At 37.0% G+C, this 22590-nt stretch carries 20 protein-coding genes; 11 read left to right on the top strand and 9 right to left on the bottom strand.

The window, feature by feature from the left end:
- Positions 1-557: 557 nt before the first annotated feature.
- Both pgeF and ACFQU5_RS18005 read left to right on the top strand, forming a co-directional pair.
- On the top strand, positions 558-1322 hold the full coding sequence (gene pgeF / locus ACFQU5_RS18010) for a peptidoglycan editing factor PgeF (RefSeq protein WP_390291010.1): 765 nt from the start codon (positions 558-560) through the stop codon (positions 1320-1322).
- 235 nt (positions 1323-1557) lie between these two features.
- On the top strand, positions 1558-2985 hold the full coding sequence (locus ACFQU5_RS18005) for a glycoside hydrolase family 18 protein (RefSeq protein WP_390291007.1): 1428 nt from the start codon (positions 1558-1560) through the stop codon (positions 2983-2985).
- Between the two features lie 53 nt (positions 2986-3038).
- Here ACFQU5_RS18005 and ACFQU5_RS18000 read toward each other — a convergent pair whose 3' ends face one another.
- On the bottom strand, positions 3039-3989 hold the full coding sequence (locus ACFQU5_RS18000) for a sensor domain-containing diguanylate cyclase (protein WP_390291004.1): 951 nt from the start codon (positions 3987-3989) through the stop codon (positions 3039-3041).
- Positions 3990-4389: 400 nt separating this feature from the next.
- Between ACFQU5_RS18000 and ACFQU5_RS17995 the strand changes: the two genes are divergently transcribed.
- The 4 genes from ACFQU5_RS17995 to ACFQU5_RS17980 all read left to right on the top strand — a co-directional run bounded on the left by ACFQU5_RS17995 (position 4390) and on the right by ACFQU5_RS17980 (position 5973).
- On the top strand, positions 4390-4974 hold the full coding sequence (locus ACFQU5_RS17995) for a hypothetical protein (protein ID WP_390291001.1): 585 nt from the start codon (positions 4390-4392) through the stop codon (positions 4972-4974).
- Positions 4975-5091: 117 nt separating this feature from the next.
- On the top strand, positions 5092-5253 hold the full coding sequence (locus tag ACFQU5_RS17990; RefSeq protein ID WP_301138393.1) for a hypothetical protein: 162 nt from the start codon (positions 5092-5094) through the stop codon (positions 5251-5253).
- Between the two features lie 14 nt (positions 5254-5267).
- Positions 5268-5459, top strand: coding sequence for an H-type small acid-soluble spore protein (locus ACFQU5_RS17985; RefSeq protein ID WP_390290997.1), 192 nt, complete (start codon positions 5268-5270; stop codon positions 5457-5459).
- Between the two features lie 196 nt (positions 5460-5655).
- Positions 5656-5973, top strand: coding sequence for a DUF5658 family protein (locus ACFQU5_RS17980; RefSeq protein ID WP_390290994.1), 318 nt, complete (start codon positions 5656-5658; stop codon positions 5971-5973).
- Here ACFQU5_RS17980 and ACFQU5_RS17975 read toward each other — a convergent pair.
- From ACFQU5_RS17975 to ACFQU5_RS17960, 4 genes are all read right to left on the bottom strand, one after another.
- Positions 5959-6753, bottom strand: coding sequence for a nucleotidyltransferase domain-containing protein (locus ACFQU5_RS17975; protein ID WP_390290991.1), 795 nt, complete (start codon positions 6751-6753; stop codon positions 5959-5961). The two genes, ACFQU5_RS17980 and ACFQU5_RS17975, sit on opposite strands and share 15 nt — an antisense overlap.
- A gap of 148 nt (positions 6754-6901) precedes the next feature.
- Positions 6902-7264, bottom strand: a complete 363-nt coding sequence (locus ACFQU5_RS17970; protein ID WP_390290988.1) for a VOC family protein — start codon at positions 7262-7264, stop codon at positions 6902-6904.
- Between the two features lie 238 nt (positions 7265-7502).
- Positions 7503-9530 carry a bifunctional diguanylate cyclase/phosphodiesterase gene (locus ACFQU5_RS17965; protein WP_390290985.1) on the bottom strand — a complete coding sequence of 676 codons (2028 nt, stop codon included), beginning with the start codon at positions 9528-9530 and terminating at the stop codon, positions 7503-7505.
- A 250-nt stretch (positions 9531-9780) separates the two neighbouring features.
- The gene (locus tag ACFQU5_RS17960) at positions 9781-10005 is read right to left on the bottom strand and encodes a DUF1540 domain-containing protein (protein WP_390290982.1); all 225 of its coding nucleotides are present in this window, start codon (positions 10003-10005) and stop codon (positions 9781-9783) included.
- A gap of 412 nt (positions 10006-10417) precedes the next feature.
- Between ACFQU5_RS17960 and ACFQU5_RS17955 the strand changes: the two genes are divergently transcribed.
- A complete protein-coding gene (locus ACFQU5_RS17955; protein WP_390290979.1) occupies positions 10418-10957 on the top strand; it encodes an ECF transporter S component in 540 nt (179 codons plus the stop codon).
- Positions 10958-11159: 202 nt separating this feature from the next.
- Here the strand turns inward: ACFQU5_RS17955 and ACFQU5_RS17950 are convergent, their stop codons facing one another.
- Positions 11160-11768 (bottom strand): GNAT family N-acetyltransferase, encoded by a 609-nt coding sequence (locus tag ACFQU5_RS17950; protein ID WP_390290976.1) that lies wholly within the window; start codon positions 11766-11768, stop codon positions 11160-11162.
- 255 nt (positions 11769-12023) lie between these two features.
- Here ACFQU5_RS17950 and ACFQU5_RS17945 point away from each other — a divergent pair, with 255 nt between their 5' ends.
- The 3 genes from ACFQU5_RS17945 (at position 12024) to ACFQU5_RS17935 (ending at position 17377) form a co-directional block, all read left to right on the top strand.
- Positions 12024-13244 carry an ATP-grasp domain-containing protein gene (locus tag ACFQU5_RS17945; RefSeq protein ID WP_390290973.1) on the top strand — a complete coding sequence of 407 codons (1221 nt, stop codon included), beginning with the start codon at positions 12024-12026 and terminating at the stop codon, positions 13242-13244.
- 15 nt (positions 13245-13259) lie between these two features.
- Positions 13260-15302: a hypothetical protein gene (locus ACFQU5_RS17940; RefSeq protein WP_390290970.1), complete on the top strand. Its 2043-nt coding sequence runs from the start codon at positions 13260-13262 to the stop codon at positions 15300-15302.
- A gap of 251 nt (positions 15303-15553) precedes the next feature.
- Positions 15554-17377, top strand: a complete 1824-nt coding sequence (locus ACFQU5_RS17935) for a hypothetical protein (RefSeq protein WP_390290968.1) — start codon at positions 15554-15556, stop codon at positions 17375-17377.
- 206 nt (positions 17378-17583) lie between these two features.
- On the opposite strand, the gene ACFQU5_RS17930 is transcribed toward ACFQU5_RS17935, so the two are convergent.
- The 3 genes from ACFQU5_RS17930 to ACFQU5_RS17920 form a co-directional block, all read right to left on the bottom strand.
- A complete protein-coding gene (locus tag ACFQU5_RS17930) occupies positions 17584-19185 on the bottom strand; it encodes a gamma-glutamyltransferase family protein (protein WP_390290965.1) in 1602 nt (533 codons plus the stop codon).
- Positions 19186-19523: 338 nt separating this feature from the next.
- The gene (locus tag ACFQU5_RS17925; RefSeq protein ID WP_390290962.1) at positions 19524-19802 is read right to left on the bottom strand and encodes a DUF2564 family protein; all 279 of its coding nucleotides are present in this window, start codon (positions 19800-19802) and stop codon (positions 19524-19526) included.
- A 300-nt stretch (positions 19803-20102) separates the two neighbouring features.
- Positions 20103-20717 carry an NUDIX hydrolase gene (locus ACFQU5_RS17920; RefSeq protein ID WP_390290959.1) on the bottom strand — a complete coding sequence of 205 codons (615 nt, stop codon included), beginning with the start codon at positions 20715-20717 and terminating at the stop codon, positions 20103-20105.
- Between the two features lie 362 nt (positions 20718-21079).
- Between ACFQU5_RS17920 and ACFQU5_RS17915 the strand changes: the two genes are divergently transcribed.
- Positions 21080-22516 carry an anion permease gene (locus ACFQU5_RS17915; protein WP_390291077.1) on the top strand — a complete coding sequence of 479 codons (1437 nt, stop codon included), beginning with the start codon at positions 21080-21082 and terminating at the stop codon, positions 22514-22516.
- Positions 22517-22590: the final 74 nt, after the last annotated feature.

Here is a 22590-nt window from a genome sequence, read left to right as displayed (position 1 = left end):
GCGCCCTGCTTAGCCCCGACAGCTGCTTGCGGGACCCGACGAGTGTGCTTGCATCTGCCGCTTCGCTTTCGGTGCAGATAAATTGCACACGTGGGAAGGGGCAGACCGCAACCTCGAGGGGCTGGGCGCTGAAGCTAGATGTAGAATAATTACTTCAGAAATTTATCTACACAGCAAATTTCTTAATTTCCTAGTTAACAAGAAATGCGGAAGGTGCTTGCCCAGCTCCGACAACAACTGGAGAAATTGACAAAAGGACGCTCTTTGTCCTGCAGGCGATTCTAGTTGCGCGAGGAGCTAGCACCTGCAGCTAGACAAAATAAAGAAGGTGTCTCATTATGAGGCACCTTCTTTATTTAACATCTAACAATTCTGAATATTATTCGTAGCCGGATAGAATAAATAAAGTTATAAGAAACTAGTTTAGAGAGTAATAGTTTTTTCAAACACTACACCAAATAGCTCTTTGTTTCACATGAAACATTTTCCTAAAATAGTATTCTGTTTTTTTGATTTAAATGATAAATGTATAATATGATGAAAGTGGGGGTGATGGAATGAGCATGAAAATATATCTAGATAACGATCAATTTATTGCAGGGACAACACTAAAGGATAATCGAAGTCCTGAACAGAACAATATGGCATTACATGTATGTGAAGACCCACTTAGTATTATTGAAAATCGGCAAAAGCTTGCTTCCGCATTGAATTGTGGTATTCATGATTTTGTTTGTACAAATCAAACTCATAGCGCAAACGTTCACCAGGTCACCGTAAACGATAAAGGCCGGGGAGCTCAAAACACGGATGATGCGATTGCAAACACAGATGCACTTTATACATTTGAATCCAATACATTACTTTGTACGTTTACAGCAGACTGTGTACCTGTAATTTTCTATAATGAAGCAGATGGTCTTTCAGGAGTCATTCATTCGGGTTGGCAAGGGACAGTAAAGGAAATTACGTTAAAAGCATTTCAACAAATCCTAGAAGAAAATCAATGTAAGCCTGAGGATATTCAAGTAATTCTTGGACCGGCGCTTAGCCAGGAGAAATTCGAAGTGGATGCAGATGTTTATGAAAAATTTGCTGCACTTGGTTATGCGGATGATTTTATGTACTTTAACAAAGAAACAAATAAATACCATATTGATAATCAGCTTACAGTCAAGAAACAATGCGAGTTGGCAGGTATTCCATCAAAAAACATATTGATTGACCAAACCTGTACTTTTGAAAGCGAAGAAGGATTCTCTTATCGACAAGATAAAAAAAGCGGTAGGCATTTGAGTTTTATCATGAGAAAAGAGAAATAAAATAAACTATCATGAACACGAACTGTTTCACGAGTTCGTGTTCTTTATTTAGACTTACAATTTTATAATTTTCTGATCTTGCCCTTCATATATTACCAGAGTGTAGACAAAGTCTATTAATCGACTTTGTCTCTACGTATTTCAAGATAATTCTAAAAAAACAAAGAAACCCCAGACTGTCTTGAAAGCGTTTGTCAACAGTCTGCGTACACATAATTTAGAGGGGGCTTATGTATTGCTTATACATGTTGTCAACCGTGGAGAGACACTTTGGCAAATTGCAAGTCGATATAACGTGAACATAAATGCAATCCAACAAGTTAACCAGTTACCTAATATGAACCAATTATTACTCGGGCAAGCCCTTGTTATTCCAACTGCGGGTGTTATGCACTCGATACAAGCTGGTGAAAATTTATGGTCAATAGCGAGTAATTATGGTGTGTCCATAAATGCCCTTTTGAATGCAAATCGAATTACTAATCCAAACCTTTTATATCCTGGCATAATCCTCTATATACCACCGATAACTCACATTGTTCAACCTGGCCAAAATCTTTGGCAAATCGCAAGTCTTTACGGTACAACGCTTCAAGCCATAATCTATGAAAATCAACTCTCTAATCCAAATATTATCTACGCAGGTACTCCCTTAACAATTCCTAGAAAAAAGCCATTAATTGAAACAAATGCTTATTCATATCAAAAAGATGAAGATGCTGCAGAAAGCGTCAACGACATCGGACATTTGCTTACATTTTCAAGTCCCTTCGCCTATATAATTAAAGAAGATGGGTCCCTTGAGCCATTTGCTGATGAATTAATGATTGCGGCTGCACAAGCTAAAGATGTGATTCCCATGTTAGCTATTACGAATTTGTCAGTTACTTCAACAGGAACAAACTTAGCACATGCTGTATTATCAAATCCTGATATAAGAGAAAAATTGCTTTCGAACGTTCTTCAACTTATGAAGGAAAAGGGCTCTAAGGGATTAAATATTGATTTTGAATATGTTCAACCAAGGGATCGGGAGAATTACAATCAATTTCTCCAGTTGGCAGTGAATCGACTCCATTCGCAAGGTTTTTTTGTTTCTACCGCAGTAGCTCCTAAAACAAGCGGCTCACAAGAAGGATTATTATATACAGCCCATGATTATGAAGCTCATGGCAGAATTGCTGATTTTGTTGTGCTTATGACTTATGAATGGGGTTGGAGAGGTGCATCGCCTCAAGCCATTTCACCGATTAACCAAATGCGCCGCGTAGTAGAATATGCACTTTCGGTTATGCCTGCAAACAAAATTTATCTAGGATTTCAAATCTATGCACGAGATTGGAAGATTCCACATATTGAAGGAGCTACGGCAGAAACCTTCAGTCCTCAAGAGGCTGTTCGCCGTGCAATGAGATATAATGCAATCATTCAATACGATGAAACTGCACAGTCACCTTACTTCCGTTATGTTGATGAACAAGGTCAAGGCCATGAGGTTTGGTTTGAAGATGCACGCAGCGCTCAAGCCAAGTTCGATTTAGTCAAACAGTACAAATTAAGAGGCATCAGTTATTGGGCATTAGGCTATCCATATCCTCAAAACTGGGCATTATTAAATGCAAATTTTGAGATTCAAAAAAATTTAGCAACTGAAGAATTTTAAAACCATTAAAAAACTCTGCCCGAGGTAATTTACCTAAGAGGCAGAGTTTATTTTCATTTTCTTAATCTTGCTAATACTCTTTTTGCACTTTTTGCTGTATACATTTGATGATCAGCTTCATTATATAAGCATTCCATATTTCTAATAGAGGAGTGTATGTAGGAATACCCAATGGACATATGTAATTGAAGATTTTCATTAAAACTATTATGGTAATTTAGATTTTGGATGACTTTGTTGATGAGCGCCACTACATCTTCCTCTGTTGTATTAGGCAGAAGTATCGCGAATTCATCCCCACCCAGTCGAGCTATAATCGTTTCTTCGTTTGCACAATTTGTTAAGATATCGGCTGCTTCAATAATCAAACGATCTCCTGTTTGATGCCCATAATTATCATTTATATATTTTAGTTGATCTAAATCACAAATAATAACACCCATAGGGACATCTTTTATTTTATTAAATAACCCCATTTTCGTTTGAAAAAAGGTGCGATTATAGACATTTGTTAATCCATCATGAGATACCTCATATTCCAACTGTTGTTGTAATTTCATTTTATCGTCAATATTTCTGAAGATACCTTGAAGCGCAACTAACTTGCCATCTTTATAGACTGGTGTTGCATACTCTTCAAACCAAACATAATTCCCCTTGTCATCAAGAAGACGAATGGTTAACGGTTTGCTAAAATCCATTTTACCTGAAGCTTTATTTTCTAGTTTTTCATAATCCTCTGGATGTACCATGTCGAAAATTTTGTACGGATCTTTCATATGTTCTTCGTGAATATTTGGTCCAAACCGATTTACCGCAGGGCTTAAATAATGATATTTTAATTGCGGTATTTCACAATAGTAAATGATATCTTTCACATTCTCGACTGTATCAATCAGTGGTTTTAAGTAGTCTACTTGCTGTCTCATTTGAGCCAATTGATAATATTGTTTTATACAGGCTGCTAACAATATTATGACTACCCCTAGTACAACATACCACATAAATCACACCACTTTTCTACTATTATAAACTTCCTATATCTTCCTTCTATTATAGTATTATATTAACACTGTTGTAATAGGAAAAAAGCTAAAATTACAACTTATTCCTCAATTTCCAAAAATGTGATTAAAGGAAAAATTGAAAACTTCTATTTTCTTCAAAACCATATCAAACATTTTCATCCTATTTAGTGATTAACGGCGCTCCTTGGCGAGATCAATTAGTAGAATGGAACGTTGGAAGTACAATTTCTCTAATTGAAAGGCAAATATAAATAGTGTCGATTTGTTAAAATAGGAATCACCCTTTTTATGTTTTTGAATATCCTATAAAGAATGCGATTTTTAAAAACAACATCCAACGTTATTTAAAATGAGTCCGTTGGAGGATAGGAGAAGCATGAAAAGACTGTCACTTTTTCTTTCACTTGTTACTTTTGTCTTTTTAGTTGGTTGTAGTGATACAGATTCTAAAAAGGAGACGACAGCAACAGAGGAACCTGTTGTGAAGGAGGAATCCTCTGCAACTGAAGAAAAATCACAAACTGAAACAGTGACCTCCGATTCAGAAGCAGATTTAGCAGATGACTTTACGATTTATATAGATGAGGTTATTTTATTAGCTCCAGAAGAAGATCGAATTATTGGCCTCTACGATAGTGTTACTGGCGCTAACTATACAAGCGATGAAGTTCTATACAATACACTATTCGATGAGATTGTTCCTAGTTATCGTGAATTTGTTGTAGAGCTGGAATCCATCATGCCAAAAAATACACGGATAAGAGAGCTTCATGAATTATATATTGATGCTGCCAACATTCAATATAACAGCTTTACATTAATGCTTTCTGCCCTTGAAGAACAAGATATGGATAAGGTGACACAGGCAAATCAAGGTTTAGATGAGGCAAGGGCACTACTTCGTGATTGGTTATATGAGGTGGAGGCAATTTCGGTTGAAACTGGCGTTGGTTTAGAATAATAAATATTACAAGGCAGTTTGCGATTTTGCTAATATAGCGAAAATCGCTTTTTTTTATGATAAAAAATCAACCAAAAGCCATATTAAATAAGAATTCTAATCGAAAGGAGTTATCCAATGGGACGAGACGATAGCAAAAGTAAAGGCACTAACAAACAATCCTTACCACAAACACCCAAGAACGCAAAAATTGCTCCGGGTGAAATGCGCGAGGAAATAGCTCAAGAATTAAATCATCTCCATCAATTAGCTCAAAAAGCAAAGAATAACCAAAAATAAGGAGGCCGCTCTCTTTGGAATACAATCGTGCACAAGAAATTCTTGCCTCACCAAAAGAATTTGAAGTTAGCTATAACGGTGTTTCTATCTGGATTGATCAATTACACGATGATGGTAAAACTGCCACAGTTCACTTAAGAAATGCTCACGAAGAACGTTCAGAAGTAGCAATTTCAGAACTTAAAGAAGAATATCTAGTCCAATAAAAAAAACAATCCCACTGATATAGTATCCAGTGGGATTTTCATTTACATACATACCTTTTTCTAAACATACGATTTTAAAAGGCATATTTGCTAATAATTCTCGAATCATTTCCTACAATAATTCATCAAAAGAATATAAGTGGAAAAATCCGTTAATAATGTAAGAGAAATTTTACCAATTAAAAAGGATGGTATTATGGGTAAAAAAATTATGTTATTCGGGATTTCCATTGCTTTTTTAAATTTGTTCGATGGAATTGTAACAAATTATGGATTAATGAAAAAGTTGATTGAAGAAATGAATCCGATAATGGACTTTATTTTTTCACTTAATCCCGCTTTATTTTTAGGGTTAAAAATTTGCTTGTCTCTCCTTATTCTCTTCGTTTCATATTGGGTTTATACGAATAGTAAGGTGTACTTCCAAAAGCTCTATTTATTTTCATTAGTCGGCGTTTTTTGCCTTTACTTTGGCATTTGCAGTATACATCTCTACTGGCTATCCTTGCTTTGAACACCAGACAGTCGATAATGTAGCTCTGAATAGTTGATCGAGTTGATCTGTTACATGAACTTGCTCCACTTTTTGTGAGGATAGTGATTGTTGAATAGACAAGAAATTAGTTTCAATATATTCATTGGTAGCAGGATAATCTGCGGAGGAAACCTTATCCTCCCCTAAATGTTTAAGTTTGACTAACTGCTCTACTTCCTGCTTTACTTTTTTATCATCCATAAGCGAAAACAAATCCTGAATCCGAACTGGTGGGAAGGATTTGTTTTTTTCAATCCACACACATGCCAATAGAGACTTTAAAACATAAAAGTAAATTTTAATTTTCACTACTTTTCCTTGGAAATATTTCTTGTAGTTGCCCTTAGCCAGGTTAAAGTAGTGGTGCAAAATAGGCACTGGATTAAAAAAGTTTGTTTCAAGCATACGCAATCGATTTACAAAAGAAGGATTTTGCAGATAGACTAGATCGCTCCTTAGCCATTCTAAAATGGTCGGATTACTCTTTCTAAAAAGGCGTAAAGCTTTTGTTATTTCCCAGCCGCTGATATCTAAGTTCTCATCAATAGGATAGGCAATTACATCTTTTTTTGAACCAAAACCTTGAGGGTCAATGGAAAGATACCATTCTGGTGAATGAATATAAATAAACCGAACATCGTAATCACTGCCAGCTGATTCAAATCCCCATGCACGACTCCCGGACTCAACTGCAAGAAGGATTCTGATATGATATTGTTTTTCAATCACTTTAAATTTTTTTACAATGATTTCTTCCATTCGTTATATCTCACTTATTTAGTTTTATATCTATTATAAGAAATGTTTCTTATTTTATGCTGATTGTTAAGAAACCCTCTCGCTAGTGCTAAAAAAGTGTTAGCAAAGTCGATATTCAACTGTGTCTACACCCGGATGCTAGTTTTAATTAGCTTTTTAATAAAAATTCATTTCCGTCTTCATCGCTGAATTGAACAAAAGTCCCCCATTGCATTTGTTGGGGTTCACCTTTAAAGTTTACTCCTTTAGCCTTCAATTTCTCATAAGTTTCCAATACATTATCACAATCAAATACGATAGAGGCTTTAAGATTTTCTGCCCCTTGCATCATCGCCTTTGGATAAATAACAAGTCGACTTTTTTCATTTGCAGGGGCAACTTCAAGCCAAGAAGCGTTTGGTCCCATTGCGTGCTCCGCTATTACTTCAAATCCTACTTTTTCAGTCCAGAATGTTTTCGCTTTTTGTTGATCCTCTACATAAACTGCCACTGTTCCGATATTACTAATCATAAATTTGCCTCCTCTAATAAATCATCTATTCCTACAGTCCATTTTAGAATAAATATAATTTCCAATCAAAAAAGAATATCTCCATTATAAAATCTGAATCTTATTTTGAGGATTTACTTTTTTGTCACTTGATACACCGAACCCCCTGCCAATCGTGCACTGCTCATTTTTATGTAAATAAAAAAATGCTTTCAAATTATTGTATTCAAATAACTTGAAAGCAGCTTAATTTAATTAACTATCGTTCATTTGTCCAACTAATAAATTCTTCTGATGTTAATGGCCGAGAGAAATAATACCCTTGTATTAGAGGTGCTTCTTCCATTGAATAAATAAAATTATATTGATCCTCAGTCTCGACACCTTCAATAACAATTTTCAAATTTAAAGAATTCGATAACGTAATAATTGACTTTAACACCGCGGAATCTTTTTCCGAATTGGAAATTCCATCCACAAATGATTTGTCGATTTTAATTGTCGATATTGGCATTCTCTTTAAGTAAGAAAGTGATGATAGTCCAGTACCAAAGTCATCTAATGCAACAGATAAACCGATTTCTCTAAATTTGTTAATCGCAGTAATCGCATGCTTAATATCATGCACAACACTTGTTTCCGTTATTTCCAATTCTATATATCTACTATCAACCTTGTAGTTTTCAAGGTTTGATGTAATCACATCGTACAGTCTGGATGAAGTGATATAGGAACCTGGAATATTAATAGATACTTGTTCAAATTCAATTCCTTCTTGTAACCACTTGGAGATTTGTTGACAGACGTGTTCAATAATCCAATCGGTTAAGTCGAATATTTTATTACCCGCCGCTTCGACGATTGGAATAAATACTCCTGGCGAAATCATGCCATTTTGCGGGTGTTTCCAACGCACTAATGCTTCTAATCCAGACACTTTTTTTGTATGGGATTGCACTTTTGGTTGATAAACTAAAAACAGCTCGTTATTGACCATCGCTTTTTCAATATCTTCAACAATTTGCCTATCCATATTATATGTATGTATTTCCGGATTGAATTCAATTACATTTTGTTCATAATTACTGGCAGGATCATGCAGTACAGCTAGATTATTTGATAAAAGTCCTAAGACACTTTCTTTATTCCTTGAAGAAGAGATTGCACAAACTATATCTACCACTATTGGATAATCGTCAATTTGGAGCGGCGATTTCAAATTAGCAGTGATGCTTTCCATTAAATCCTTTAATATCTCTATACGCTGGTCATTAAAAGCATAAATAGCAAATCGATTTCCTTCTATTCGATAAACTTTGTAAGAATGCAGTTTGTTCTTCTCGATGACCTTCCCAACGGCTTTAATCACCTTGTCACCAAATACATATCCATACTGGTTGATCCATTTTTCAAGATCTTGTATTTGAAGAATCGAAAGACTCCCTGTTGTTTTTAGATTATTTGTATCCTTTTCGAACTGACGCTGGTTCGGGAATAACGTTAGGGCATCATAATATTTCAAGCGGTAATCTACAAACCGCTCTAGTAGACCCGTCAATCCTACTATAACAAATAAAATGCCAACAGCAACTAACACAACAACCGATAAATCCATATGGAAAAAATGATTATGGTCAACCGCCTTTAATGGTCCTTCTACATAGAAAACCATTGCTGCCATTCCTGTATAGTGCATACTGGAAATTGCAAAACCTAATATTATGGCTGTAATGATTCTGATTAACTGATTGCTCATATATTTTTGTAAAGTAGCAAACACATACATTGCAATCATGGACACTACAATTGCAATGACGATAGATAGGATAAATAAACCTGGTTTATAATAATACTTTGCTTCGGTTTTCATGGCCGCCATTCCTAAATAATGCATGGCAGCAATCCCTAAACCCATAACACTTCCCACAAAAGAATAGGGTAGAGCGGATTGTTGTGATTTATTAGCAAAATCAAATGCGATATAAGATGCAATAATAGCAGGCAGAATCGAAATAATTGTTAACAAGGGGTCATTTTCCATTGGTAAAGGGAGCATAAAAGCACTCATGCCTATGAAGTGCATCGACCAAATCCCTAGCCCCATAGCTACTGAAGAGAGCAATAACCAAAATGCCTTTGGGAAAAATCCATTCTCTTGTATTCTTTTGTTCATAAATAATGCAGTGTAAGATGCACAACATGCGATTAAAACGGATAAGACTACTAAAAGGACCGAATACTCACCATGCAAGATGGAAATGTTCTGGGAATCAGGTATAGAAAACATGATAGAACCTCTGCTCTTCTTTAATTTGTTCTTAAATTATAGCTGAATACGACGAATTTTAATATATTAAGTTACTTTCCAATAAAAGTAATAATTTTCTGTAAATGAGGGATTTACCACAAAATTATGCATAAAGACATAGACTAAAGGGTACCCTTTAGTCCATGTCAGGTAACAATCATATGGTTCAAACAGCCTTGCCTTCATGTCTTAGCATTGAACAAATAACCTACTTGAATAGTTAAATTATTTATTCACCACGTTCATCTTGAGGTTTGAACGTTTTACAGCACGTATCTCGGGAATTGCTTGCTTCTTCCGAAACTTTCTCGAAATCAAAATCCGAAGCAAACTCTGTATTTTTGTTTTTAGAGTGGTAATCCATATCTATCTGGATTTTATCAGCTCCACAAAAGTTCCCCTTTTTATGGAAAACACAGTTCGATACAGCACAGCCTACTTCTACATTTGGCATAGCTATCCTCCTCATGGATTGTCATGAAAAGTGGCATTGAGAATATGCAAAGTCCTCAATAGCACTCTTCGGCTTTTATTCTGTCCAAATTACAGAATTTTATTTGAATGGATATGAAGTTTAATAACTAACCCTGTAAAATTCGAAAATGCTTGTCTTCCAAGGTACTTAGATACGTTTAGGTAAGGAGATAAGTGAGGCGGGATAAGCTACAAAAAAATTTTTTGAGGGTTTCAACTCGGCAATTACCTTAAGTCCTTTTAACCATATGGTTCGTTTAAGAGCCTTCTAGTGATTAAGCAGCTTCATTCCAAACTGGCCCCTAATTTTTTTAAAAATGTGATACTTTTTTAAATACCAGCCCTCTGCTATTGTTATCTTTAAATTCTTAATAGTAAGGAAGGTATTTTAAATGCAAAAAACACAAAGTTATTCAAGCCCCCGCACTCAAACCTTTGATTTAATTGTTTCCGCATTACTAATCGCGCTCGTATTTGTTGCTACAGTCTTTTTAAATATTAAGTTACCGATTGGCGGAAATGGCGGTCTAGTTCATCTTGGTACTGGCATGCTCTTTATTGCTTCCATTTTGTTTGGCCCAAAAAAGGGTGCAATTGCAGGCAGTTTAGGGATGGCATTATTTGATTTAATGTCAGGATGGACAATTTGGGCACCGGGTACATTTATCGCTCGGGGTCTGATGGGATATATCGTTGGGAAAATTGCTTGGTCAAATGGCAAAAGTGGTAATAGTGCTGGATTAAATATACTTGGAATGGTCGTTTCAACTCCTGTGATGTTAGTAGTCTACTATCTTTATGAATCAATTATTTTTGGCAACTGGATTGTGCCCCTAGGTTCAATACCCGGAAACCTTATACAAATCGCTGTAGGTATGATTGTAGCAATTCCTGTATGTATCGTCTTAAAGAAAACTCCGCTATTCAAATAAGGGTGGGACAAAACCCAAAATCACCATTCTCCTCAAGTAGGAAAATGGTGGTTTTTTTGATGTAGCTAAAATTAATTTCCTTTGCAAAAAAAACATTCCTCTGTAGCGAAAGGCAAAGCCGACAGCTACTCGACCTGGAATGAAAATCAATTCATGAGAATTAATTTCTTAATAAGAATTCTTCTACTTCTTTCTGCCTCGCTTAATTTACGTTTTGTAAACTCTTTCTTAACCAAAGCACCTCGGCTGCTGATTGAGGTTCTACTCCGTATAATTCTTGCGTTCTATAAGCATGGACATTTGTATAGATTTCGCTCATTTTCTCCAATACCCAGTCTTCGGCCGGCTTTGCCCCAGACCAGCAATAGACATCCATTTTATTTAGTTCCTTAGATACATTATGAATTCTTTCATAGCCGATATTTTCCATTTTGACGAAACCATGTCGTTCATAAAAACGGATTCTCTTCTCGGAGTCAGGATCCTCCATCGTAACTGGTTCCACTTCCAGGATAATTGCCTTCCCTTCCTCTTTGAACAGATCCAGCACCTTACCCCCAATTCCCTTGCCTCGGGTATTTCCCGACACTAAAATATAATCTATAAATATATAATCCAGTTGTTCAAAATAAACAACTACGTAATCATCTGCTTCCATTACTTGATACATTTTGTATTTATCTTTGAGAAGTGTATCAAAATGTTGTTTCGTTTTCATTTCTCTTTCTGGAAAGTATTCCTTTAACCTTTCATACCAATCTTTTTCCCCAAATAACTCTCCAACAATACTTTCTCTTCTCTGAATTAGCAATTTAAATTTCTCCCTTAGTGTCAAATTTTTTCTCTATTCACAGAAGCCTGAAATTTTAGCCATTCACATTTTATCATTAGGACCATCGACAAATACATAGGATATAATGTAAAAAATGTTAATGTTTTTAAAATATTTAGAATATTTTGTCGAAACGATTTCAATTCCTATTTTTTCTAGTAAAATAAAGTTCGCAAAGATTTCTTTTGCCTTAGCAAGGAAAAATATTTTCAAGAGACGGGAGATTTACGGAGAATGAATGCAAATCACAACCAAACAACTGCACTACTTGGATGGAGTCTACAAGCAATCGAAGCAATCGATAAAATGGGGCGTCCATATGTTGTCGTTGGACCACCTGAATTTCAATCTTTTGCTGATAAAAACGATATCCTATTTGTACCATGGCAGTTCAATGTCCCAATTGAACAATCATTTGAACTATACGAAAAGTTAAAAGAATTGAATGTCAAACTGACGGTTCCAATATATGAGGAAACCGTGGAATGGGCTGGCATGATGAATTCTTTACTCTTAGAAAATCCTAAACTATTTAATAAATCCCTACTATTGCGTGATAAAGGATTGATGAAGCGACGTGCACACTTAGCAGGTCTGCGAGTAGGCATATTTGAAGAAGCCTATAGTAAAGAAGATATCGCAAGATTTTTCAAAAGAATCAATCAAGCACTAGTAAAATTAGATGATGATCAACTTGAACCAATCCACGTAAAACCTTTTGATAAGGCTGGTACTGTTGGACATCGAATGATCAGAGAAGAAAAAGATATCGAAGAAATTGACGATGAGGAATTCCCGCTTTTAATGGAAAGTCATTTAGAGGGACAGGAGTTTTCATGTGAAGCCTTCATCCATAATGGCAAAGTGAAATTTTTAAATATAACTGAATATGTAAAGCTTGGTCACTCTAACTTTGTTCCTGCCTCACCTACACTTGAAAAGTGGAGACCTCAAATTAGAGAAGAGATCGAAAAGCTTGTAAATGCTTTTGAAGTAAACCACGGCATTATTCATCCTGAATTTTTCATCACTCCGACTGGCGAAATCTTCTTCGGGGAAGTAGCGAATCGTATTCCAGGTGGCCATATCTTTGAGCATATCGAAAGAGCCTATGGTTTTAGCGCATATCAAGGACAAATTCTTTGCTGTGACCCTGATACTACAGAAGAAGAGCTGAATGCCTTTTTCCCGGAAGAAGTCGTATCAGCAAAAGGACATTCTGGTAATCTAATGGTTTACCCAAAAGTAAAAGCTATTTCAAGACTAAATATCCCAAGTGAGCTAAAAGAACACCCTTATTTTGTAAAACATAATATGTTTATTCCTGCCTCATCTAAAGTAGCTGAACGCGTTGGTTTTGGTAACCATTACGGTTCTATAAACTTTTTCGGAGAAGATGCTCATGAAATGAGAAAGCTTTTAGAAGAATTTGAGAAACATAATTTCTACTTATAAGGAGTGAACAAAAGGATGAGTCCTACTTTAACAACGGAAAAAAAGACAACTACCAATGCGAGAAAAAGAGCAGCTGGTACCTCTAGAACAAGAAAAACAACGAAACCAATCGACCTTCTCGAAGTTAAATTTGAAGGTGCCTTAAACATTCTGAATCAGGCAAAGCCTTTTGCTAAAAGTCTTTATCAAACAGACGTTTTCCAACTAGCAAATGAACTAGCATGCACAGATGGAGGAATGGCTATTCTTGATAAATATGCCCATCAATTTGACCAAGCAGGGGTTTTCCTTTCTGGTGACTGGGAAGATCCAACTAAACTACAGCCTCCATTCGTTGGAAATTCTTTAAGATTAAGAGGCATTTATTCGATTCTTGAACTACTAAGTGAGATGCGTATGCTTGCTATTGCCAAGGGAACTTATACACATGAAAGCATCAGCAAAGAGGAAGCTTGTGCATTTTTAAATGAGGTAGTCGCACTAAATCTGGACCTTTTATCCCCTCAAGAAACAGCTGACGAAACGACTCCACCGGAAGAACATCTAGTTCGAGCACACAATTTATTTACGTATCTTGGTCAGGAACTATCTTTTAAAGAGGTAGCTGACCAAATGATTATCGAGATTGACCGTTTAGCCGTGCAACGTCCAATCATTACTCGTCGCATTTTAGAAATGATTCATTTATCGCAGCAATTAACAACAAGCGAGCTTGATGAAAATACGCGAGAGGCTCTAGAAAAATATACACAAGCTGTTGATGCTCCAACACCATTAAGTAAAGAAGCAACCAATCAAAGGGATTATCGCCTGAAATTAGAGCAGGCCACGGTGGAGGAACTTACTGCAGAGGCAAATTTGTTCGCTCAATCGATGAACGAGACCGGTCTTGTTTCACCTTTCCATGCAGTGCTGCTTCGCTTTTTGAATCGAAAAAATCCTGATGTACTTCCAGCTGCCCTTTCTTTAGCAGAAGCAGGCAGTGTGAGCTTTAATGATAATAAAAAAACAATTCATGATATGATCCAGATTGCAATTTATCCCGAAACAAGACAGGCTATTTACGGTCTTTCAAGAATGTTAAATCGCGGTGTATTGAAGATTGATTTTCTAGCACCTTCTATTCAACAATTATTTGAGCTTCCAATTCACGCTGAAGTACGAAAAGCTCTTTCTATTTTTGCAAATGAACAAAGTGGAATCAGTATGAATGGACTTCTTATTGCTGGAGCAATAAGTGTGCTCGGACAACCGCTAGGGGTAGGTCAAGGGCAAAATCCAATTTGCCAATCCGCTAGAGCAATCTCACTTTGGGCACAATTTGAGCCTGTTCAATTGTTAAATTATATAATGCACGCCGCACAAAATAACAATATCGAGATGACATTTGAAGGTGAACCAATCCATTCCAACCTACTAATTGAAGGGATTGCCAATGATATTCAACGGGACTTAGATATCGTTTCAATCCTGCTGGTCCCACATCTTGATAAAGTTTATAACGAGATGGTTAAACGAACACTTCTTCGTGGTGAGGATGGCCATAAGTGGGTAAATCGCGAGTTTTATGGTGAGTGGATTCCGAGCGGTTTCATTAATATCATCGATCAACTTACATTAAACGTTACAAATTATTCAGCATTTGTAAAATTGTTTTATGCCACACATCATCCTGAGTATAACGAAGGTTCAAAGTTGATCCACCCAAATCCAGTAGGCATTTTCCTTACAAACGTTCACGGGGAACTCCTTGGCCTTCATGCCGTTTCGATACAAAGAATTGAAAGTGACCAAAACGGGGATTACCGAGTTTACTTCTATAATCCAAATAATGATAGTACTCAAAATTGGGGGCAAAGCATTAAAGCAAGTGTTTCAGGCTTTGGCGAATTAGAGGGTGAATCTTCCCTGCCATTCCACGAATTTGTATCTAGAATGTATGCCTACCACTACAATCCTTATGAACAAGGTGACACTTATATGGTGGAAGATTGCTTAGTTGAAAAAATTGAGGCTCTTGCTAAGGTTAGTTGGGGCAAAAGCTACGTTTGGGCATAGCTCTACAGATGCGTCCTAATAAAAAGCAATAGAAAACTTGACTTATCGAAAGACCCGAAATTATTTTTCGTGGTCTTTTACTTTTGAGCATATGCTCTATAGTAATAATTTTATTTTCATGGTACATTTATCAAAATTTTAAATATTCTAATAATAATACACCTGCACCCTTTTTTCACCATAAATGTTTAAAAACCGTCATTTATGTTAATTGTAATTTATAGGAAATACGCTGAAAGGAGTATGAATTTATGGGACTATACCTTTTCTCATCAGAGAATGCATTTCAAAAAGCCTTTCAACAATTATTACAAGCACCCTTATTTAGTAAAAAACTATATCAGGAAACGGTTTTAAACGAAGCCATCAATCTTCTTACAGAGCCTAATGGTTTAGACAAACTTTATCAATATGCCCCTCTTTTAGATCAAGCTGGCCTATTCTTGGGGAAACCTTGGGAAAATGTCCGAAAACTTGATGCCACTTTAGTCAGAGGGACACTTCATGCAGGAGGCACCACTGCTATGGCGGAATCGTTAAGTGATTTAAGAATCCTTGCTATTGCGAAAGGTGATTATGTGCACCCCAATCTGTCATCTTATGAGGCTGCAGAGTTTTTAACAAAAGTTTTGGCTTTGAATATTGATTTATTGATTATGAAGGAAACAGAGGAAAACCGAGTCAAACAACTTTATAAAGACGAACAGGCATCTAAGCTCTTATATTTTATCTCCGAGCATTGTTTTTCATCTCGCGTTTTTGAAAACCTCTATCAAGAGGTGGATAATCTTGCTGTTCAAAGGCCCATTGTCACAAATAAAATTTTGAAGCTTATTGCCAGTGCACAAAAGTTAGCTGGAGGATTGGATGAAACAAGTTCAAAGCTAAAAGAATATGAGAGAGCTGTTTACTCCCCATCGGATTTGGCGACAGGTCCATTAGAAAGCTATGAGCAGAAATTAAAAACCTGCAATGATGCGACTTTAACGAAAGAAGCAGAACAATTCCGTTTTACTATGGTACAAACTGGGTTAGTTTCTCCTTACCATGTTGTACTTTTACACTATCTTAATAATGAAAAGCCACATCTGTTAAATGAGATGCTTGCTGTTGATGAAAAGGCAAAAAGTAATTTACAGTTGAATTTAGCCCTGGTATCTTCATTGATCAATTCTTGCATTACCATAAAAAATAGAAGAGCCATTTATGGTTTGCTTCGATTTTTACAAAGAGATGTTTTTACTCCTGAGCTTATAAAGGAATTAGGGGATTTAATGAAGGCACCTATTCTCGAAAATGTTGAAAACAGCCTTTCTTCGGTTCATCAATTAACAAATAAAGAGGCTTTATCCGCTCTTTTAATATCCGAAATGGTGAATATATTAGGAACGCCTTTAGGAATTGGGCAAGGTTTTAATCCTACATGCCAATCTACAAGAGCTATTAGTTATTGGGCACAAAAGGAGCCGGTTCTGCTCCTGAAAATGTTGAATGCTTTTTTAAGGTCAGGTACGCTCACCTTTACTTTTGAAGGAAGAGAGATTTCCACTAACACGATTTATCCGGTTCCACTTGAAGATACAACGAATATCGATGCCATCTCCTTACTGTTAGTACCACACCTAGATGCAATTTATTTTGAGTTGTTAAAATTGGCCGACGGTCGCGGGCAAGATGCCCATAAATGGATTAATCCCGCCTTCCATATGACTGGCGTATGGTCCGGTTTTTCAGATGTATATACGGATTTAGAGTTTCAAACGAATTTCCGTCGTTACTACCATCCAATATACAACCCGAACGTCAATGAAGGCCTTCCACAACCAGCAGGGATTACTATTTACAATCGTTCAGGTCAAGTGCTAGGGGCTCATGCCATTCTCATTCAAAGGGTAGCTGTTGATCCATCAGGCATAATGCGCGTCTATTTTTACAATCCAAATAACGACAGTCTCCAAATTTGGGGGACTTCGATTCAAACGAGCGTTACAGGAAATGGAGAGCAAGAAGGCGAGTCGTCCCTTCCTTTTGAAGAATTTATAACGTTTTTATATGCATTTCATTTCCCGGTATAGCTTTAACATCTTAGAGAGTGGGATTTATTGGGTTAGAATATTGGGTCTAAATAGATCCCACTAATTATTTTAAATACCTTGTTTAGATGGATTAAATTCTCCCTTAATACATCTAAATGAGGTATTTTTCATTTAAAGAAGCTAAAAGGAAATGAATATATCACATTCCCTTCTGCTTTAATTTTTTGCTAATTGTGGAGCTTGGGCTACCAAGCTGCAACCATGCCGTCTGTTCTTGATTCAGTTCCTCCTGCGAGCACTCCAGTTTGCGCATTTCTCCATATAATTTGCCCACGCCCGAAGCTGCCACCGTCTGTTTGAACTTGAATTTCATGCCCTTTTCTTTCCAGTGCTTGAACTAAATAACCTGGAAACTCCGGCTCAACATGGACTTTCTTTCCACCAACCCATTGCCATCTAGGGACGTCCAAAGCAGCTTGTGGGTTCAGAAGATAATCGATTGTATTTATGACTACCTGGAAATGCCCTTGGGGCTGCATATAGCCACCCATTACACCAAATGGCCCGACTGCTTCTCCATCCTTTGTTAAAAATCCTGGGATAATTGTGTGATAAGTTCGTTTTCCAGGTTTTAAATAGTTAGGATGACTTTCGTCCAAGGAGAAATCAGCCCCTCGGTTTTGCATACTAATACCCGTTCCCGGAATGACAATTCCCGAACCGAATCCCATATAGTTACTTTGGATGTAGGAAACCATGTTCCCTTCATCATCTGCAGTGGCTAAATAGACTGTTCCACCCTTCGGTAACTCATAAGGAATCGGATCAATTGCCGTTTCATTAATCTCTTTTGCGCGTTGTGATGCATATTCCTTCGAAAGTAGATGTTCAACACGGATTGGCATTTCATTCATTTCTGTAATATATGCCTGTCCATCTGTAAACGCTAATTTCATGGCCTCGATTTGCTGGTGATATGTATCGACATTCTGCCATTTAGGTGTGTCTTGCTGTTCGAATATATTCAAGGCCATTAAAGCTACCATTCCTTGACCATTCGGCGGTATTTCCCATACATCGTAACCACGATAATTCGTGGAGATTGGTTTTACCCATTCAGGTTTATAAGAAGCTAAATCGCCTTTTCTTAAGAATCCTCCATGCTCGACCATAAAGTCTTCAATTCTTTGAGCTAATTCACCTTCATAAAAATCTCGAGCATTCGTCTTAGCAATGGTTCTCAACGTGTCTGCATGAGCCTTTGAGCTCCAGATTTCTCCGATTTCAGGAGGACGGCCATTGGGTGCAAATGTCTCAAACCAATGTTCAAATTCTTTTCCCTCTAATTTTTTATAGGCATTATAGGCTTTGCGCCAATACTTTCCGAGAATCGGTGATAAAGGATAACCTTCCTCAGCATAAGTAATGGCAGGCTGCAGCGTCTCTTCTAGCGATAATCTACCAAACTTTCTAGAGAGCTCCGCCCAAGCAGAAGGTGCTCCAGGAACTGTAATTGGTTCGAGTCCCAACTTTGGCATCTTGTCATAACCAAGAGCTTTGACTGCCTCAGCAGTCAATAATTCAGGAGAGGGACCTGAAGCATTTAATCCATGAAGTTCTCCCTTTACCCACACCAGGGCAAAGGCGTCCCCACCAATTCCATTTGAAGTAGGTTCCAATACAGTGAGTGCAGCTGCAGTTGCAATGGCTGCATCAATGGCATTACCGCCTTTTCGAAGTATTTCTAGCCCGGCTTGAGCTGCTAGTGGTTGTGATGTTGCAACCATTCCTTTTTTCGCAAAAACTGTATGTCGTTTTGATGTAAATGGATGATTTAAGTAATCCACCTGAATCTCTCCTCCCTAGATTAACGGCTATCTATCTATGTTTCTATTAGCGCATAACTGTACATATTTCGAATTACGACAGATATGCTAGTAACTTTTCCTTTATTTGCTATCGTATATGATGATAAACACCCAAAATCCCTGTACTACATTATTTCGACTTCCTAATTACTTTTTCCTTTATTTTGATGAATTTCGAATTCTATTCCTGTAGGCTATTTAAAATCACAGCTCATCAGACTGTTTAAATTTGCAGGTTTTTGATTGATATACCGAAGATATTATCAGAAAAATCAAATAAAAATAACCCCCAAAAATTATGGGGGTTATTGATTATATTACTGCTCGTCTACTATTTGTTTGACTTCGTTTAATTGTTGCTTTGCTTGCTCTAAGAGCTCTTTATTTTGCTCTACAGTGTCCATATGTTCATTATGTTGCTCTGCATTTAACAATGCATTTTCTGCATGTTCGATTGAATTGAAAGCATGCTCAACAGCTATTTCCTGTGGATGGGACATCGCTTGTTTAACAGCACGATCTGCCCTTTGAACAGAATTACTAAATAACGTACTTGGATGGTCTTGCTTCCAACTTGTATCTGAGTGCTTAGCCAATTTTGCATCTTCCCTTCATAAGGATTCGATAACACAATGTTTATCTAGATTTAGTATTGTAATAAGTCCAAAAAATATGCACATCCTAAAGTCATGAAAAATATGTGTACACGTCATAAAAAGGCAAAATGATTGGTGACCTTGACAAAAGATGATTTAATACCAGAAGGGAATATATGACAATTCATTGATATGCAATGATGAATTAATGACCAAATTACCATACCCTAAAATATGAAAAATCCTTATCTCACAACAAGAGATAAGGATTAAGTTTCTGTAGAAATTCCCATTTTATGCTTATTTCAATCGCTCTATAAAATATTTTAAAATTCGAGCTGTCAGTCCCCAAATTGTATAGCCTTCATAATCAAAAAACCATTCTTCAATGGAGCGTGCTCTCCACTGATATTCGGCACCGTTCATAATTTTATGAAATGGAAAATCTGTAGAAGGCCGTGGTTCAATTGAAACTAAATGACAATATGGATCACAATTCAATAACCAGTTAAGCGGTATGGTGAACACTTCTTCCACCTCATCTTTATTGTAAGATTGAAGTGAATTGGAATGAAGAACAGCAACAAATGGGTACACGACAAACGAAGAAGAAGTGACAAAAGGACTTAAACTAGCAATCATTTCTATCGCTTCCGGTTCAATCCCTAACTCTTCATGTGTTTCCCTTATAGCAGCTTCAAGCGGCGATGCATCTGTGGGATCGATTTTGCCGCCAGGAAAGCTAATATCCCCGGGCTGTTTTCTCATCTTTAAAGAGCGTACTTCAAAAAGAATATGCCATTCTTCTTCGACCAAGACTAATGGAATCAACACGGCTGAACGAAAAGCCGTTTCCTCTCCTATAAAAAGAGGCTGATCTTGATTTAATTGCTCCTTTAATTTATCTAGACCCATAACGTTTCCCCCAAATTTTCTCTTACTATTTTTATCGTATCATGACAACTTAATCGTTAGAAGATGTTCTATTATTTAATATATTCTCTTCAATCTGAAATTCCCATATATCCGATATACATACATTTCTTAAGTTATGATAGAACGTTCTCTATTATCTATACTGCTTTCTACTTAATGTATTACTCGTACCTTTTCTCTAAGCAAATAGGTCGCATCAGTCGACTAATCTTGGAATAATGATAAACAAACAAATGAATAACCCCATAGACATTCGGGCATCTTATTTTATAAATTCTACCCTTTGTTCTGAGAGTTTATAAGGTGGCGATGTGTACAACGCCGCCTATTTTGCTTGTTTAATAAGGAGGTTCAAGAAATTGAATCAAAAAAAAGAAGTAAAAATCATTCCTTTACTGGTCATTGTCCTGATAGGTGCAATTATTTGGTTTATCCCCCCTCCAGGTGATTTACAAATTCAGGCATGGCATTTATTTGCCATCTTTGTTGCAACCATTATCGGACTTATAATAAAGCCTATTCCAATGGGAAGTATGGCTATTTTAGCTTTAACCGTTATTACTGTGACAAAAACCTTAACACTTGAGGAAGCGTTAAGCGGATTTCAAAACTCGACGATCTGGTTGATTGTTATTGCTTTCTTCATCTCCAGAGGTTTTATTAAAACCGGGCTTGGTACACGAGTAGCCTATCTTTTTGTCCGATTGTTTGGGAAAAAAACTTTAGGATTATCCTATTCATTGATTGCCAGTGATTTAATTCTTTCCCCAGCCATGCCATCGAATACAGCACGTGCCGGAGGAATTTTATTGCCGATTATTCGTTCATTATCGGAGACTTATGGGTCGCGCACTGGCGATGGGACGGAAAGGAAAATTGGAGCATTTTTAACAACAACGTCTTTCCAAGCGAATATGATTACATCTGCTATGTTCTTGACGGCCATGGCTGCCAACCCACTAGCCGCCAAAATGGCAGAAGAAGTTGCAGGAGCAACAATTTCTTGGGTAGGCTGGATGGTCGCAGCAATCGTACCGGGATTGATCAGTCTAATCGTAATACCAATCGTGATTTATAAACTCTATCCACCAGAGATTAAAGAGACTCCTTCCGCAGCAGCGGAAGCGACGAAAAAGCTTGAAGAAATGGGTCCCATAAAAAAAGAAGAATGGTACATGATCGGTATTTTCATTCTCTTGGTTGTATTATGGATTTTCGGAGCTAGCATCAACCTGGATACAACAGTTACGGCATTTATCGGTTTAGTACTGTTACTACTAACACAAGTATTGTCTTGGACGGATATTAAGCAAGAAGAAGGAGCATGGGATACTTTAATTTGGTTCTCTGTCTTAGTTATGATGGCCATGTTCTTAAATAGTACAGGCATGATTCCTTGGTTCAGTGAAATGGTACAGGGGTTGATCGGCGAAACGTCCTGGATGCTAGCGTTAATTGTACTGGCGATTGTCTATTTTTATTCGCATTACTTTTTTGCAAGCAATACCGCGCATGTGAGTGCGATGTATGCTGCATTTCTTTCGGTAATGGTAGCTGCTGGTGCACCACCATTGGTTTCAGCCCTAATACTTGCATTTTTCAGTAACTTATTTGGCTGTTTAACGAACTACGGTAGTGGACCCGCCCCTGTTTTCTTCGGGACAGGCTATGTCACGCAAGAAAAATGGTGGGGACTTGGACTTGTGATTTCCATCATTCACATAGTCATATGGCTTGTTATTGGAGGACTTTGGTGGAAAGTCCTCGGCCTCTGGTAAAAAGGATAGTCTGCAAAAGTATTGGTGAAACGCACTTTGGAGTAGTTTCTTAAACGCTTGTCGTAAAGAATACC

Source organism: Ureibacillus sp. GCM10028918, assembly GCF_042666115.1.
In the GTDB taxonomy this organism is placed as follows: Bacteria; Bacillota; Bacilli; order Bacillales_A; family Planococcaceae; genus Ureibacillus.
The sequence above is the reverse complement of the archived record's forward strand: the minus strand, read 5'-3'. Positions and strand labels throughout refer to the sequence as shown.

Bases quoted from the DNA above. Each gene is read 5' to 3' on its own strand.
- ACFQU5_RS17945 (WP_390290973.1), top strand. From the start codon at position 12,024: ATGAATGCAAATCACAACCAAACAACTGCACTACTTGGATGGAGTCTA.
- ACFQU5_RS17965 (WP_390290985.1), bottom strand. From the start codon at position 9,530: ATGTTTTCTATACCTGATTCCCAGAACATTTCCATCTTGCATGGTGAG.
- ACFQU5_RS17955 (WP_390290979.1), top strand. From the start codon at position 10,418: ATGCAAAAAACACAAAGTTATTCAAGCCCCCGCACTCAAACCTTTGAT.
- ACFQU5_RS18000 (WP_390291004.1), bottom strand. From the start codon at position 3,989: ATGTGGTATGTTGTACTAGGGGTAGTCATAATATTGTTAGCAGCCTGT.
- ACFQU5_RS17975 (WP_390290991.1), bottom strand. From the start codon at position 6,753: ATGGAAGAAATCATTGTAAAAAAATTTAAAGTGATTGAAAAACAATAT.
- ACFQU5_RS17920 (WP_390290959.1), bottom strand. From the start codon at position 20,717: ATGGGTCTAGATAAATTAAAGGAGCAATTAAATCAAGATCAGCCTCTT.
- ACFQU5_RS17980 (WP_390290994.1), top strand. From the start codon at position 5,656: ATGGGTAAAAAAATTATGTTATTCGGGATTTCCATTGCTTTTTTAAAT.
- ACFQU5_RS17990 (WP_301138393.1), top strand. From the start codon at position 5,092: ATGGGACGAGACGATAGCAAAAGTAAAGGCACTAACAAACAATCCTTA.
- pgeF (WP_390291010.1), top strand. From the start codon at position 558: ATGAGCATGAAAATATATCTAGATAACGATCAATTTATTGCAGGGACA.
- ACFQU5_RS17995 (WP_390291001.1), top strand. From the start codon at position 4,390: ATGAAAAGACTGTCACTTTTTCTTTCACTTGTTACTTTTGTCTTTTTA.
- ACFQU5_RS17970 (WP_390290988.1), bottom strand. From the start codon at position 7,264: ATGATTAGTAATATCGGAACAGTGGCAGTTTATGTAGAGGATCAACAA.
- ACFQU5_RS17960 (WP_390290982.1), bottom strand. From the start codon at position 10,005: ATGCCAAATGTAGAAGTAGGCTGTGCTGTATCGAACTGTGTTTTCCAT.
- ACFQU5_RS17935 (WP_390290968.1), top strand. From the start codon at position 15,554: ATGGGACTATACCTTTTCTCATCAGAGAATGCATTTCAAAAAGCCTTT.
- ACFQU5_RS17940 (WP_390290970.1), top strand. From the start codon at position 13,260: ATGAGTCCTACTTTAACAACGGAAAAAAAGACAACTACCAATGCGAGA.